This window comes from Paenibacillus sp. FSL H8-0261, from assembly GCF_045040645.1.
Lineage (GTDB): Bacteria > Bacillota > Bacilli > Paenibacillales > Paenibacillaceae > Paenibacillus_AQ.
In genome coordinates, this window is record NZ_CP150297.1 from 4,264,824 (window position 1) to 4,279,431 (window position 14,608).

Below are 14,608 nucleotides of genomic sequence, written 5' to 3' on the forward strand. Positions count from 1 at the left end.
ATTCTAAATTCTCTATCTGCTTCGAAGCGGGCTTCGAAACATATCCAGAATTCCAAGCACGATATGTGCAAGACCGAACCCGAGAATTCCATAACCCCAAGCACTTGGTGTCATATAGTATCCGATAAGACTGACAATAACCCCAAGTCCAGCTACAACCCAGCTAACAATCATGAATGTACACCCCACTTTGGCTAAGAACTAGAAACAGTCTTATGTTCCCCGCAAAGCCAAAGTCTATGCATCATTTTTCTTATTGGCCTGTTTCATTAGTCTGGTCAGTAGTATCGGTGGTACCTTCATTCTGGGTCGTTTCACTTCCAGTACCATCATCCAGATTAAGTAGCAGACGAGATGAGGTCTTTTCATCCGTAATCACTTGTCCATTGACAGTAATCTCAGTAGCTGGTGAATAACCAGATTTAATATACATTCCTTCACTTCCAAGTACAAAGCTCATACGATCTCCTGCCGCTGTGTTACCAAATGAGAGCTTTTCACCTTTAGAGTTCTCACCTTTATACACCTCAAGCCAGCTTACCCCAGTAGCAGAAATTTCAACCTTCACTTCACTTCCAGCCGGAGCTGAAACCTTGAATTTTGTTGTTTTTCCTGCTTTCCCATCCGGTGTAACTGTAATGGATTGCGGGGAAGGCGTAGGTGTTGGTAATGGCGTTGGCTCTGCAGTAGGTTCAGTTGTTGCTTCTGTTCCTGCCGAAGAAGTTGGCGCCACAACTCCACCTCCTGAAGCCGGTGGAGATGTTTGAGCAGTCGTAGGATCCTGCTGTTCATTCGTCAGATTCGTCTGATCAATCTGATCAGGATCCGGTTTGTTCAAACTAGATGCATAAATGTAAATCACAACAATAATTAATATTGGAAATGTCCACATTAGCACTGTTGGCAGCCATTTTGCATTCCGTTCGGTTTCTGGTCTACGGCTGCGTTTTTGAATCACCGTTTCCATGGCTGTGTCTTCGGGAGGGGCAGGTACATTCCCATGCTCCTCTAGCAGTTCGTCAGGACTCATCCCTACTGCCTCTGCGTACGTTTTGATAAACGCCCTAACATAAAAACTTCCTGGAAGCACCTTATAGTCTCCAGACTCGATGGCTTCCAAATACTTTTTGCGAATTTTCGTTACTTCCTGGACATCGTCAAGACTCATCCCTTTTTGCAGACGCGCCTCTTTCAATTGCCGGCCCAGTTCCGACATACCATCACCTCCTGTAAATTTCAATGAATATCATTGTTCATTCTTGTTCTATAAATCATCACTGTAGCTAGTCGTAAACGACTCGTACAATATTTCTTCATTTGGATTATTGCGAAGCTCGATAATAATATCAAAATCATCAAAGGTGTACTCAGATTCCCGCACAAAAATATCTGGATGCTCGATCACTTTCGTGCTTGGCATACTCATAACATTTTGTAATAAATTATAATGCTTCTCATTAGAGCGGATCGTACTAACAATACCATCAATAATAAATACATTATGTGGGTTCATCTCATCTTCTGCTAATTGACTTCGAACCGTCTGACGTAAAAGTGTCGAGGAGACAAATGTCCAACGCTTCATCGCGCAGACACTGCCAGCAATGATTGATTCCGTCTTTCCTACACGGGGCATACCTCGAAGTCCTATTACCTGATTTCCATCTTTTTTAAACAGTTCCCCGAGAAAATCGACCAATAGACCAAGCTCATCCCGAGTAAAACGAAACGTCTTCCGATCATCTGAATCCCGTTCAATATATCGCCCATGGCGCACAGCCAGCTTGTCTACGAGTCTTGGAGACCGCAGAGCTGAAACTGTAATATTATCAACTTTCTTGAGCATTTCGCCCATCAGCATTATTTTGTCATCATCATTGGTCTCCAGCAACATTCCGCGAGTCTTTCCTTCAACGCCATTAATCGTCAGAATGTTGACTTCTAGCATCCCTAACATTGAAGCGATATCACCAAGCAGACCGGGTCTGTTCTTGTGAATCTTGTATTCCATATACCATTGTTTATATTCCACTTGTACACCTCATAGATTCCTTTTCCCGCACTTTGATAACATCAAAAAAATGCCGTTCAGACAAAGCGGTCTGAAACACGGGTCATGTTAATGATATATAAAATAAAAATGAAAGGCAAGGTCAGTCCTGTAATAATTGCAGAAAAGCTCCCACAAGGGGAGCTTTTCCGCAAGCTTAGGCGTGATTTTTCGCCAACTTGACCATGAGTTTAGCAATAGTCTGCTTTTCTTCATCGTTGCCGACGTCCCATAGCTCTTTGATTGCACGGTTTTGAGTGTTTGCTGGATCCACTTTTTCATCGAGGAATTCCCCAATTTCAAAAGCCAGCTTTGAGATTGTGTCTTCACTCATCCCAAGTTTCTCCGCCTGTACAACTCGTTTTCCTAGAAATTTCTTCCAGGTGTCAAAATTTTTGATTACGCTATCTTCTTGCGTCATCTTAAATCCTCCTTCATGTTTACGGTCAAACACCTGCATACAGGCTGTAAGCCGCCTTACGTGAGATTTAAAAACAACACTTATAATATGTCTTAGAAGCTAAGTTATTATGCTGGAGTTTTTCTCCAACTGAAGATCAGGTAATCCATCCACCATTTGGACTAATAATCTGACCAGTGATATACCCGGACTCAGGCAAAGCCAAAAAATAAATTAGTGAAGATATTTCATTAGGCGTAGCCAAACGCCCTACTGGAATCTCATCCTCCAGCATACGGACTTCATCCTCCTGTAAATTGGACAGCATGTTCGTATTAACCGCTCCTGGAGCTACCGCGTTAACCGTTACACCAGATGGAGCCAGCTCTTTAGCTAAAGCCTTTGTAAAGGCATTCACTCCACCTTTGCTAGCCGAATAAGCTACTTCGCAAGAAGCTCCAGTGATTCCCCATACGGAAGAAACGTTGATGATACGACCATAACGTTGCGACACCATGTACGGCATAAAGATCTGACTGCACATAAAGGTTCCCTTCAAGTTAATGGACATAATGTCATCCCATTCCTCTTCGGTCACATCAGCTAACATTCCGTAATGCGATTTACCGGCATTATTGACGAGAATATCCGGCTGCATCCCATTACTCTCAAGCTTTTCCGCCATACGTACAATCTGACTACGATCCTTCATATCCGCGTTTACTGTCATTACCTTTGCGCCAAGGGCCATACAACGCCGAGCGACATCATTCGCAGCTTCATGTGAGTGTCTGTAATGAATAACTATATTCATCCCCACAGAAGCAAATCGTTCCGCAATGGCGCCGCCGATCCCTCCGCTTCCCCCTGTAATGAGCACTGTCATTTCCCCTAGTGGTTTGCTGCTCTCTCCCAAAACGCTCACCTAAGGACTCACCACCAATGAAACGGCAAGCTGTTCCCAGTTTACATGGGCTTGCAGACGCTCATTTACTTCTGCCAGAGTGATCGATTCATACATAGGCAGAACTTCAAACAGGTCACCACCACGGAACTGGTAGCGTGTAAATTCATGTGCGATACTTTCAGGGGAGTTCAGCATGCGCAAATAACCGCCAATTTTCTTTTTCCGTGCCCGCTCGAAATCCTTCTCCGCAAAGCCAGACTTTAAGATTAGATCTACTTCTTCTTTAATTCGTTTTAAAAGCAAGTCCGGATCCTTTGTATCCCCACCCATTGCAGAAAAAGCATACTGCGGAGAACTATTAAATTCATGTCCAAAGCTGTCCGAGATCAATTCCTCATCATAAAGCTTTTGATACAATGCTGTGCTACTACCTACCAACAAATCGAGCATTAGCTTCGTTATCAGGTCGCGTTTCAGAGAAGCTTCACCTGTTAGATCTTCTACTTTTTCCTTGAAACCAAACATGATTTTCGGCATCGAAACAGCAAGCTTGCTTTCTAGCCGTTTTGTAGCGACTTGTTCGGGTTCATCTTCAAAAATACGCTTGATTTCACCCTGCTTGCCGTAGGTTTTACCCTTTTGGTTAGCGCGAATCAAGGAAAATACTTTCTCCGGGTCCACACCCCCAACCACGAACAACAACATATTGCTAGGGTGATAAAAAGCGTTATAACATGTGTACAGCGTTTCTTTCGTGATCGTACTAATCGATTCTACCGTACCTGCAATGTCAATACGAACCGGATGCTTCGAATACATCGCTTCAATAAGGCCAAAATACACGCGCCAGTCCGGATTATCAGCATACATATTAATTTCTTGACCAATAATTCCCTTTTCCTTTTCTACATTCTCATCTGTAAAATAAGGTCGCTGAACAAAATCAACGAGCGTACTAAGATTGGTCTCTATATTCTCTGTTGCTGAGAAAAGATAAACGGTCTGATCAAAGCTTGTAAAAGCATTGGCCGAGGCTCCATTTGATGCAAAGGTAGCAAAAATATCGCCTTCTGGCTCTTCGAACATTTTGTGCTCTAAAAAGTGAGCTATACCATCAGGAACAGTGGTTTCTTCTCCACCTGCGACATGAAAATGATTGTCAACGGAACCGTATTTAGTTGCAAATGTAGCATAGGTCTTTTTGAAGGTTGGTTTCGGCAACACATATACCTGAAGTCCGTTATCCATGACCTCATGATAAATGGTCTCTTGAAGTCTGTCGTAATGAATTTGTTCCATCGTTATTCCTCCTTTCCTGTCAAGAAATATATCGTATCCAGCTGAAAGGTTTCGGCGGCAGCTTTTACATCTTCAGCACCGATTTGTTCCACCTGCTCCAATAGCTGATCAGCTGTCCGTTCTTTTCCTGACAACTGGCGGTTGAAGTCGTAAGAGATCATTTCAAAAGCAGAATCCGGAATCTCGGAAAGCTGATTGCGGATCATAGCTTTGGTCTGACTCAGTTCCAGATCACTGATATTGCCAGCTTTCATCTCTTCCAATTGTTTCTCTATAATGTCCACGGCTTTGCCGTAATTTTGCGTTTCGATGCCTGATTGAATCGTTCCAATGCCCTTGTGGCCGTCATAACGAGACGAAGCATAATATGCAAGGCTTGCCTTCTCACGTACGTTAACGAAGAGTTTAGAGTGGGGATACCCTCCTAATATTCCGTTGTACATAAGTGCGGACGCGTAATTATCATCCTTATAAGTAATAGAGGTGCGTAGACCCAGGTTCAACTTGCCCTGACTGACATCCAGCTTCTCTTCTACAGTCCGCACCTCATTAACTGATACAGGTACGAACTTAGAGCTATATAAGCCCACCTCGGACTGAACCCGACCGAAATGACGCTGTACAAGCTTTTCTACTTCCTCAGCTGTAGTGTCACCCACTACATAGAGATCAAGGATGGCATCATCCAGCCAGGAATTATACGATTCATACAAACTTTTCGGAGTGATTTGATCCAGATCCGCTCTTTGCCCCAGAGGGTGAAGACGATATGGCTCGTTACGGCACATTTCCTCAATACAGCGCTCAGCAGCGTAACGTATCTTGTCATTTACGATGGACTCCAGCTTCTTGCGAACGGTTTCACGCTCCGTTGCAACATACGAAGGTCGGAAGCTGCCGTCTTCAACTAATGGACGAGTCAGTACTTCACCTAAGAAAGCGAAGGATTGTTCAAGTAAGCTCTCCTTGCTTTGCACAAAAGAGTCATTAATAGTATCCATGCGGAACTGAACGATTTGATAATCGCCTCTTTTATAAATATCAAACCCGAATCCAGCGCCATACAGTTCCTCCAAACGCTCGCGGAATTGTGTGGTCTCCGGATAAGTCGCGGTACCTCTGCGAAGCACGAATGGAGCTAGTGCAGTAGAGGTTACTGTATTCTCATCAAGAGGGATCCCCGCATAAAGTGAGATCGCGTAGGTCTTGAACGCCTTGGTTGGCATAACGTGAATGCGCAAGCCTCCTACGGTGCCATGCTGAAATACATTATTAGTCAAGTCCAAAACTCCTTTACGGCGTGGATAGTTGCTCTACATCATGTTTATGAATTATTAACCATTCTAAACCATTCCAAAGTAAGGAAGCAACCGGAAGCCTCTTCCCGGTTGCTCTCTGAATTCTCTATCCTTCTTTTTACATACAGAAAATATGCTGGCCAATCGTCTTCACCTGAGGACGGGTCCAAATCCATTTAGAGGTCGCTGTTTTAGGATTGAAGTAATACAAACATCCACCTGAAGGGTCCCAACCATTGAGTGCTTGCTGCACTGCTTTACGTGCTTGCTCATTGGGCTCCAGATAGATCTGACCATCGGCCACAGCTGTAAATGCTCCCGGTTGAAAAATAACGCCAGACGGCGTATTCGGGAAACTAGGTGATTTCACTCGGTTTAAAATGACCGCAGCAACAGCAACCTGACCTTCGAAAGGCTCACCTCTGGCTTCTCCATACACGGCATTAGCCATGATCTTGAGATCATTTTCCGATAAGCCCATCGAATTACCTGAAGACAATCCTGGAGAATTCGTTTTATTGGACGTATTTGTTTTATTACCAGTGTTATTCTGTGCTGTCTTATTTCCCGTGCCCGTAGAAGGCTCAGTAGGCTTCCAGTTCTTCGTGGCGTTATACAGCTTCAGCTTAGTTTTGGCACCCACAATGCCATCAGACTTCATTCCGAATTTCCATTGAAACCAAGTTACTGCATTCTTCGTTTTTGGCCCAAAATGACTGTCTATTTTTCCGGCATAATAACCTAAATGCTTTAATCGCCCCTGCAATTCATAGACATCCTGACCCGTAGACCCAAGTTTAATGGGTGTTGTACTGAAAGCCGGCAAGACTTCTTCGTCAGGATTATTTAACTCGTGGACAAATGACGCAGCAGCACTTTGCTTGGTCTGAACAATGCCATTCCCCTTGAAAAACGTTCCTGCAAACGGCGCGGCAGCAAGTGCAAGAGTTAAAGCAGCAAATATCCACATCTTTTGTTTCTTCATAGGGTTCGCTCTACCTTTCTTTTGTAAGTTCTGCATGGATGGCTAAAGTTATTATGACGACTGTCAGCGCATCCTATGCATTACTAAAAAAGAAGAAATAGCTTTTCATTATAATTGAGAATAATTATCAACTATATTCGAAATAAGAAAACCATGAAGTTGAAATGAATCATGAATTTAAAGGACCACATTTTACTGTGGAGCCACGCATTAATTGAAATCATAGATATACGTCATACTTTTCAACATTTTAGTGATATGAATTCATAATAGTCCAAGTAACAGGTTCGCACTTTTAGGGAAAAACTCCCTGAAAATAGTGGATATTCTCTGATAATGAATGGAATTAGGGAATTCCTCCCTAAAAATCAGGCCAATTCCTTTATTTCTTACCAAAATTAATAAATTATAGGGAGCTTTTCCCTAATTATAAGTTTGAGAACCAATAATCTCAGAATTTCAGGGAGAAATTCCCTAATTATTTTAATGAAGCTTCACTCGGAGCCTCATTCGTAGCTTCACTAAAGCCATTATTTGAAGTGTCATTTACACTTATTCAGCATGAGTAAGAGGCCGCCCCCAAGTAGTACAAACTACTTGGGGACGGCCCCTTTTTACTGTCTATTTAAGGTTTAAACTGACTTGTTCAGCTTAAGAACTGATCTTGTTATGCTGATACTGCTCAAGTGATACAAGCACCTCACGCGGCTTGCTGCCCTCGTAAGGCCCTATTACCCCACGAGCCTCCATAGAGTCAATCAAACGGGCTGCACGGGTGTAACCAACCCTCATCCGGCGCTGTAGTAGCGAGACTGAAGCTTGCTTCGCTTCAAGCACGATCGTTACGGCCTGCTCATATAACTCATCCTGTGGCTCCTGGTCTTCAGCGATTGTGTCATCAACCTCTGGAACAATGGACTCGTCATATTCTGCTTCACCTTGACTGCTGACATATTGAACGATCGTCTCAACCTCTTGATCGCTCATAAAGGCACCCTGCACACGAATCGGTTTAGAAGCCCCCATCGGTAAGAACAGCATGTCTCCTCGACCTAACAGCTTCTCCGCACCTGGCATATCCAGAATGGTACGTGAGTCTACATTGGAAGATACGCCGAAAGCGATACGAGATGGAATATTCGCCTTAATCAAACCTGTAATGACATCCACGGAAGGACGCTGAGTGGCGATAATTAAATGTATACCAGCTGCACGCGCCATCTGTGCAAGCCGACAGATAGCATCCTCTACATCGTTAGCGGCAACCATCATCAAATCCGCAAGCTCGTCCACAATAACAACGATATACGGAAGTATAGCAGCTGGGTTCTCTGCCATCAGCTTATTATAGCCTTCCATGTTGCGTGTTCCTGATTTGGAGAAGAGTTCATACCTTTTCTCCATTTCCACAACGATCTTCTTTAAAGCTAAGCTCGCCCGCTTCGGATCAGTAACGACTGGAGCCAGAAGATGCGGAATCCCATTATAGACATTCAGCTCTACCATCTTCGGGTCCACCATCAGGAATTTGACTTCATCGGGTTTAGCTTTGTATAAAATACTCGTAATAATCCCGTTAATACAAACCGATTTACCAGATCCCGTTGCACCAGCCACCAATAAATGGGGCATCTTCGCTAAATTACCGATAATCGTCTGACCCGAAATATCACGTCCAAAAGCAATCGATAATCTGGATTCAGCTTCCTGAAAGATCTGTGTCTCCATAACTTCACGCATGGTCACAATAGACACTTCGGAATTTGGTACCTCTATCCCAATGGCTGATTTACCCGGAATTGGCGCCTCCATACGTATATCTTTGGCTGCAAGAGCAAGCGCAATGTCATCCGTCAGATTAACAATACGGCTAACTTTGACACCGATATCCGGCTGAATCTCATACCGTGTAACCGCTGGACCTCTAACTACTTCGAGAACCTTTGCTCTTACACCGAAACTCTCTAGGGTAGCTTCTAGCTTACGGGCGGTCTGCATATAATCATTCTGATCTCCTGCTTTACCGCTGTTGTTAGGTTTGGCTAGAAGTCGGAAAGATGGTAGCTTATATGGTTTTGGTGGAGGTGGTGCCGGTGGAGCAGGAATGATCTGTCCATCAGGAGTGGCGCTTAGCAATCCATCCAAGTCTATAGTCACATTCTCCTCAGGCTCATCTGAAGGCTGTTGACTAACTGGATTAGCCCCTGCGACAGGAGCTTTGACGGTAACACCTCGAGCTGCAGGAGAGAATTCACTCCATTCTTCCCGATCTTCCTCATTCAGCCCTTCTGAGCGGATATGCTCAAAGAAGTCGCGAATAATTGGAGTCACAGGTTCCATATCCATATCTGCATCATCAAAATCATGTTGGATATCCTCAAGTGGAGTCACACGACTATCTACTGAAAGCCCAGAAATGATCGGACCGTGCGAAGCACTTGTTACAATTGGACCATGATCATCATCAGAATCGGCTTCCGCCTCTGAACGGGTGGAGCCTGTGAACCAACCGGATATTTTTTTCAATAGAACAGGTTGCTTACGATTAGGTAAATATCGATCGTCTTCTTCCTCTTCGTCATCTTCGTCATAGACAGGCTGCTTCACTGGCCGAGTCTTTGCGGGTGCGGCTGCTTTGGAAGGTCTAGCCGCTACTGGGACTGCCTTCGGACGGTTTGCCGCATGGAGACGAATCCCTTCCACAAACTTAACCGTACGAACTCGCAAAAGAGTAATAATCTCTACATAGGAGAGATTTGTAATTAACATAAAGCTGATGGCAAGCATAACGATCATGAGCAGCTTAGCTCCCAGACTACCAAAGAGCCACAGCAGTGCAGCATACTCCAATCCGCCGATATATCCACCACTTATATCCTTACCCAGCATATAGACATTACTATTGTTAACACCGGGCGAAAGAGATCCCGAAAGATCATTATGTATTTGTGTCATCACGTTGCCAGGATGGAGCAAGGACAACGGGCCAAGCTTCTGCTCCATTGCAGAAATAGTGCTCATTAGGCACATGGATAGCAGAAGCAGAAGCACGCCTGTATGTCGACTGTTCCAAGAAGAAGGCCATCTTCGATGGATCATAACCATAAGCCCATAAAAAATACCAATAAGCGGCAACACAAAATAAAATCTCCCTAATAAATAACCCGCCATACTTGAAAGTGACCGCCCTACCGCCGCTTCACCAGACAGAGCAATAACGGATATCGTTATTAGTAAAATTCCGTAAATTTCATATTTTAAAACGCTGCCGAGCAGCGCTTTTTTCTTTTTCTTTTTTCGTTTAGCCACGCCAGCCACCCCCGGAACAACATTATACCATATAATGGCGTGGCGTACCTATGTTCTCTTTTGTCAAAAAATGAATCTTTATGTTAACGTAATTATCGCTCCAGGAGAGAACGACGGATCTAAATATCGCTCCAAAGGACAATCCAGCAATCTTACTATGCGCGCGCGTCCTTCCTCCATCGGCTCAACCTGCATGAGCATCCCCTGAACGCTTACTTCTCGCGTTGTAGCGTAATTATTAAATGCCCCCTCCCACACCTGTTCCATCGACATTATCGTATAGAGTGTCATTGCGTAAGCCCTCCCGAAATCGCTGCTGTAGGCGCTGCAGAGAAATCTCCACCAATCATGCGGTTAAGATGCGCTAAGGCAGCTCCGATCCCGCCCACCTCATCCATGAGACCATATTTAACAGCGTCCAACCCCCCAACGGCTGTTCCAATATCACGATTGAGCTCACCTGTCTTAAACATGAGGTCACGGAACTGTTCTTCAGAAATCCGAGAATGAGAAGTAACGAATTTCACTACACGCTCCTGCATTTTTTCCATGTATTCAAACGTCTGTGGCACTCCAATTACTAAGCCATTCATACGAATCGGATGTATCGTCATTGTTGCACTTTCCGCAATAATTGAATACGTAGAGGATACAGCGATCGGAACGCCAATACTATGGCCCCCTCCAATGACTACTGTTACCGTTGGTTTAGAGAGCGAAGAAATCATTTCGGCAATCGCTAGACCAGCTTCTACATCTCCACCAACAGTATTTAAAATAATAAGCAGACCTTTAATATTCTTATTTTGTTCAGCTGCCACCAGCTGGGGAATGATATGTTCGTATTTTGTCGTTTTGTTCTGAGGAGGCATTACAATATGGCCTTCAATCTGACCGATGATCGTTATGCAAAAGATATCCGGTTCACCGGTAGGAACCGCTGTTTGTCCAAGCTCTTTAAGTGCACCCATTGTAGTGGGCGGAATATTTTCATTTGTACTTGGATTTCCCTCTTGTGGTATAACTTCCTCATTCTTTGCTCCATTTGATCCATTCATGTAGTTCATTTTCGCAGCTCTCCCTTTTCTTATGCAGCTCTGGTCTGCTATAGCCTTACTAACTTTCATTAGTATGACATTTCAGGGCCCCGCATTATGCAAACCTCTCCTCATGATGTGAATATAAACAATACAAAAACCCCTTTTCCCGTAGAAACCGTCCAATATTTCCGGGGAAAAGGGGCCAATGCCCAAGCTATATATTTATTTAAGGAGAATTCTCCTTACACTTCCATGATAATTGGCAAAATCATCGGTCTACGACGCGTTTGCTCGTATAAGAAACGACCGAGTGAATCTTTTACGCTTGTTTTAAGCGATGCCCACTCATTTACTTTCTCACTCATCAGGCGCTGCAGTGTACTGGAAACAATTCGGTTCGCTTCGTCAAGCAGTCCTTCGGACTCACGAACATAAACGAAACCACGAGAAATGATGTCAGGTCCGGAGACAATTGCACCATTCTGTTTGCTTAGTGTAACCACGACAACCAAAATACCATCTTGAGACAGCAACTTACGGTCACGCAATACAATATTACCTACATCACCTACACCCAGACCGTCAATCAATACGTTACCAGCCGTTACTTTACCAGCTTTACGAGCGGCACCGCCTTGAATTTCCACAATCTCACCGATTTCAGTGATGAAAATGTTCTGAGACTCTACGCCAACAGATTCTGCCAAAAGCGCATGTTTGCGTTGCATACGGTATTCACCGTGAATTGGAATGAAATATTTTGGTTTCATCAGGTTGAGCATAAGCTTAAGCTCTTCCTGGCTACCGTGACCGGATACGTGAACGCCAGAATTGGAACCGCTATAAATTACGTTAGCGCCAAGACGGAACAATTCATCAATGGTACGACCTACATATTTCTCGTTACCTGGTACCGGTGTTGCTGCAATAATAACAGTATCACCTGGCAAGATATCTACTTTACGATGACTGGAACGTGCCATACGGGTCAATGCGGACATTGGCTCGCCTTGGGATCCTGTGCAAAGAACAACGACACGGTTCGCTGCCATTCTGTTCATTTCTTCAGGCTCGATCAGCATACCGTCAGGTACGTTCAGATATCCAAGCTCAGAAGCGATGGATACAACGTTTACCATACTACGGCCAATTACTGTAATCTTACGACCTGTGGATTCTGCTGCATTAACCACTTGTTGAATGCGGTGCACATTGGAAGCAAAAGTTGCTACAACGACACGTTGTTCAGCTTTGCGGAAAATGTCTTCCAGAACGATACCAACATTTTTCTCAGATGGGGTAAAGCCTGGTTTCTCAGCATTTGTACTATCCGACAAAAGAGCAAGCACGCCCTTCTGACCAATTTCAGCCATCCGATGCAGATTTGCAAATTGACCGTTGACTGGAGTGTGGTCAAATTTGAAATCTCCCGTATGAACTACGTTACCTTCCGGTGTTTCTATGCATACACCGACGGAATCAGGAATACTGTGATTGGTTCTGAAGAAAGTAACTTTGAGCGAGCTTCCCAGTTGAATTTCTGAATCTTCATTGATCAGAATTCGTTTGGTGTCACCCAGTAAGTTTGCTTCCTTCAATTTGTTTTCTACAAGGCCTAATGTAAGTCTTGTTCCGTAAACCGGAACATTCAAATTCTTCAGGACATATGGGAGACCACCGATGTGATCCTCGTGTCCGTGGGTAAGTACAATCCCTCTTACCTTGTCACGGTTCTCTGTCAAATAAGAGATATCAGGAATTACAATATCAATACCGAGCATATCTTCTTCCGGGAACTTAAGTCCCGAATCCACGACTACAATGTCAGCTCCATATTGAATGACATACATGTTTTTCCCGATTTCTCCGACTCCGCCCAATGCGAAAATCATCAATTTATCGTTGTTGTTTTTTTTGGACAAATGAATCTAACCCTCCTATGATGTTGGACGTCATACTTTTATTGGTAAATATTGAACTTCGATTATTTCAGCGGCGCTGAACACATTCTTCAAACAGCTGATAGCTTCCTTAATTAACAAGGATATTCCTGATATCTGTAAAATGCGCAATGCGAAAGCTCCCGATTTCGGGCAGTAAAGTTCATATTGAAGCGGACAAATGCCGTCAAAATTCACCGTCGCGCCCCTCGCGCGAAGACATTTCAATCATTTACACAGACTCATCTTGGGACCTATCCTGTCTCACAATGTATACCATTGACGGAAGATTACCGCATATTTAATTTTAACCGCACCCAGTCACTTAAGATCATTATACATGATTTTTTTGGCAAAAGACAAGTCACCCTATCTCGTATCCAAATTCTTTCCTTAAATGTGACCCATTATTTTAGCAAAATATAATAAATATAAAAACCGGCTCTCCACAGGAGAAGCCGGTTTAAAGACTAGAATATCATTGTTCAGCACTTAGTGAAATAGTGCCTCGATAAAGGCCGCCTCAGCTTCAGTAGGTGAAATAAGCGGCAATCTGACGCCTCCAACAGGCAGACCTTTCAGACTTAAAGCATATTTGACCGCTGAAGGATTCGGTAAAGGTTGTGGACATTCGAACAACCCCTTGAAAATAGGGAACAATTGCCGATGGATCTCTCCCGCTCGCTGAACATTTCCTGAGTTGTATGCATAGATCATTTCCGACATCTGTGCACCAACCACATGACTAGCTACACTGATAATTCCGTATCCTCCTACGGCTAGACTAGCTAAGCCCGCAGAGTCATCACCAGTATATACACGGAAGTCATCGGAACACGCAGAAGCGATAAGTGTTACTTGATCGACAGATGCACATTCTTTTGTCGCAACAATATTCGATATTTCAGCAAGTCGAAGGGTTGTGTCCACGCTCATACTTACACCCGTGCGACCGGGAACATTATACAGCATGACTGGCAATGAAGTCTCCATAGCAATCGCAGAAAAATGCTGATAGAGCCCTTCCTGATTAGGTTTATTGTAATAAGGAACGACCAAAAGTACGCCATCCACACCTATTTTCTCCGCTTCCTTCGTGAGGTGAATAGAGTGCTTCGTGTTATTACTGCCTGTTCCAGCAATAATTTTACAGCGACCATTCGCCTTCTCTAATACAAAAGAAAACAACTGCAGTTTCTCCTCATCACTTAACGTTGGGGATTCCCCAGTTGTACCACAGACAACCAATGCCTCTGATTTCTGTTCCTCAATTAAATAATCGACAAGCTGTGAAGTTACATCCCAGTTGATTTCTCCATCCCCGTCAAAGGGGGTTACAATGGCTGTTATTAATCTTCCGAAATCCACTTTGAATTCCTC

At 43.9% G+C, this 14,608-nt stretch carries 13 protein-coding genes; all 13 read right to left on the reverse strand.

Translation table 11 applies throughout. From position 1 onward, the window contains the following. Window positions 1–12: 12 nt before the first annotated feature. Window positions 13–174: a hypothetical protein gene (locus MHI27_RS18910; protein WP_179085813.1), complete on the reverse strand. Its 162-nt coding sequence runs from the start codon at window positions 172–174 to the stop codon at window positions 13–15. Between the two features lie 79 nt (window positions 175–253). Next, window positions 254–1,216, reverse strand: coding sequence for a RodZ domain-containing protein (locus MHI27_RS18915; RefSeq protein WP_076285441.1), 963 nt, complete (start codon window positions 1,214–1,216; stop codon window positions 254–256). Between the two features lie 48 nt (window positions 1,217–1,264). Next, a complete protein-coding gene (locus MHI27_RS18920; RefSeq protein ID WP_042128818.1) occupies window positions 1,265–2,032 on the reverse strand; it encodes a DUF3388 domain-containing protein in 768 nt (255 codons plus the stop codon). A gap of 175 nt (window positions 2,033–2,207) precedes the next feature. Then, complete coding sequence (locus tag MHI27_RS18925; RefSeq protein ID WP_042189396.1) at window positions 2,208–2,471, reverse strand: DUF3243 domain-containing protein; 264 nt, start codon at window positions 2,469–2,471, stop codon at window positions 2,208–2,210. A 136-nt stretch (window positions 2,472–2,607) separates the two neighbouring features. Next, window positions 2,608–3,336, reverse strand: a complete 729-nt coding sequence (gene ymfI / locus MHI27_RS18930) for an elongation factor P 5-aminopentanone reductase (RefSeq protein WP_076299349.1) — start codon at window positions 3,334–3,336, stop codon at window positions 2,608–2,610. Window positions 3,337–3,375: 39 nt separating this feature from the next. Then, window positions 3,376–4,656 carry an EF-P 5-aminopentanol modification-associated protein YfmH gene (gene yfmH / locus MHI27_RS18935; RefSeq protein ID WP_076285440.1) on the reverse strand — a complete coding sequence of 427 codons (1,281 nt, stop codon included), beginning with the start codon at window positions 4,654–4,656 and terminating at the stop codon, window positions 3,376–3,378. A gap of 2 nt (window positions 4,657–4,658) precedes the next feature. After that, window positions 4,659–5,936: an EF-P 5-aminopentanol modification-associated protein YfmF gene (gene yfmF / locus MHI27_RS18940; RefSeq protein WP_405174472.1), complete on the reverse strand. Its 1,278-nt coding sequence runs from the start codon at window positions 5,934–5,936 to the stop codon at window positions 4,659–4,661. 136 nt (window positions 5,937–6,072) lie between these two features. Next, window positions 6,073–6,939: a spore cortex-lytic enzyme gene (sleB, locus tag MHI27_RS18945; protein ID WP_339242088.1), complete on the reverse strand. Its 867-nt coding sequence runs from the start codon at window positions 6,937–6,939 to the stop codon at window positions 6,073–6,075. Between the two features lie 651 nt (window positions 6,940–7,590). Then, window positions 7,591–10,248, reverse strand: coding sequence for a DNA translocase FtsK 4TM domain-containing protein (locus MHI27_RS18950; RefSeq protein ID WP_405174473.1), 2,658 nt, complete (start codon window positions 10,246–10,248; stop codon window positions 7,591–7,593). Between the two features lie 78 nt (window positions 10,249–10,326). After that, a complete protein-coding gene (locus tag MHI27_RS18955; protein WP_042128829.1) occupies window positions 10,327–10,539 on the reverse strand; it encodes a YlzJ-like family protein in 213 nt (70 codons plus the stop codon). Further along, window positions 10,536–11,315, reverse strand: coding sequence for a ClpP family protease (locus MHI27_RS18960; RefSeq protein ID WP_179085812.1), 780 nt, complete (start codon window positions 11,313–11,315; stop codon window positions 10,536–10,538). The genes MHI27_RS18955 and MHI27_RS18960 overlap by 4 nt, the downstream gene beginning before the upstream one ends. Window positions 11,316–11,530: 215 nt before the next feature. Continuing rightward, entirely contained in the window at window positions 11,531–13,210 is a 1,680-nt protein-coding gene (locus tag MHI27_RS18965; RefSeq protein ID WP_042189403.1) for a ribonuclease J, read from the reverse strand. A gap of 510 nt (window positions 13,211–13,720) precedes the next feature. Then, the gene (gene dapA / locus MHI27_RS18970) at window positions 13,721–14,596 is read right to left on the reverse strand and encodes a 4-hydroxy-tetrahydrodipicolinate synthase (protein WP_405174474.1); all 876 of its coding nucleotides are present in this window, start codon (window positions 14,594–14,596) and stop codon (window positions 13,721–13,723) included. Window positions 14,597–14,608: the final 12 nt, after the last annotated feature.

Excerpts from the sequence above, each read along its gene's own strand:
- sleB (WP_339242088.1), bottom strand. The coding sequence starts at position 6,939 with ATGAAGAAACAAAAGATGTGGATATTTGCTGCTTTAACTCTTGCACTT.
- ymfI (WP_076299349.1), bottom strand. The coding sequence starts at position 3,336 with ATGACAGTGCTCATTACAGGGGGAAGCGGAGGGATCGGCGGCGCCATT.
- yfmH (WP_076285440.1), bottom strand. The coding sequence starts at position 4,656 with ATGGAACAAATTCATTACGACAGACTTCAAGAGACCATTTATCATGAG.
- MHI27_RS18915 (WP_076285441.1), bottom strand. The coding sequence starts at position 1,216 with ATGTCGGAACTGGGCCGGCAATTGAAAGAGGCGCGTCTGCAAAAAGGG.
- MHI27_RS18910 (WP_179085813.1), bottom strand. The coding sequence starts at position 174 with ATGATTGTTAGCTGGGTTGTAGCTGGACTTGGGGTTATTGTCAGTCTT.
- MHI27_RS18960 (WP_179085812.1), bottom strand. The coding sequence starts at position 11,315 with ATGAACTACATGAATGGATCAAATGGAGCAAAGAATGAGGAAGTTATA.
- MHI27_RS18925 (WP_042189396.1), bottom strand. The coding sequence starts at position 2,471 with ATGACGCAAGAAGATAGCGTAATCAAAAATTTTGACACCTGGAAGAAA.
- MHI27_RS18955 (WP_042128829.1), bottom strand. The coding sequence starts at position 10,539 with ATGACACTCTATACGATAATGTCGATGGAACAGGTGTGGGAGGGGGCA.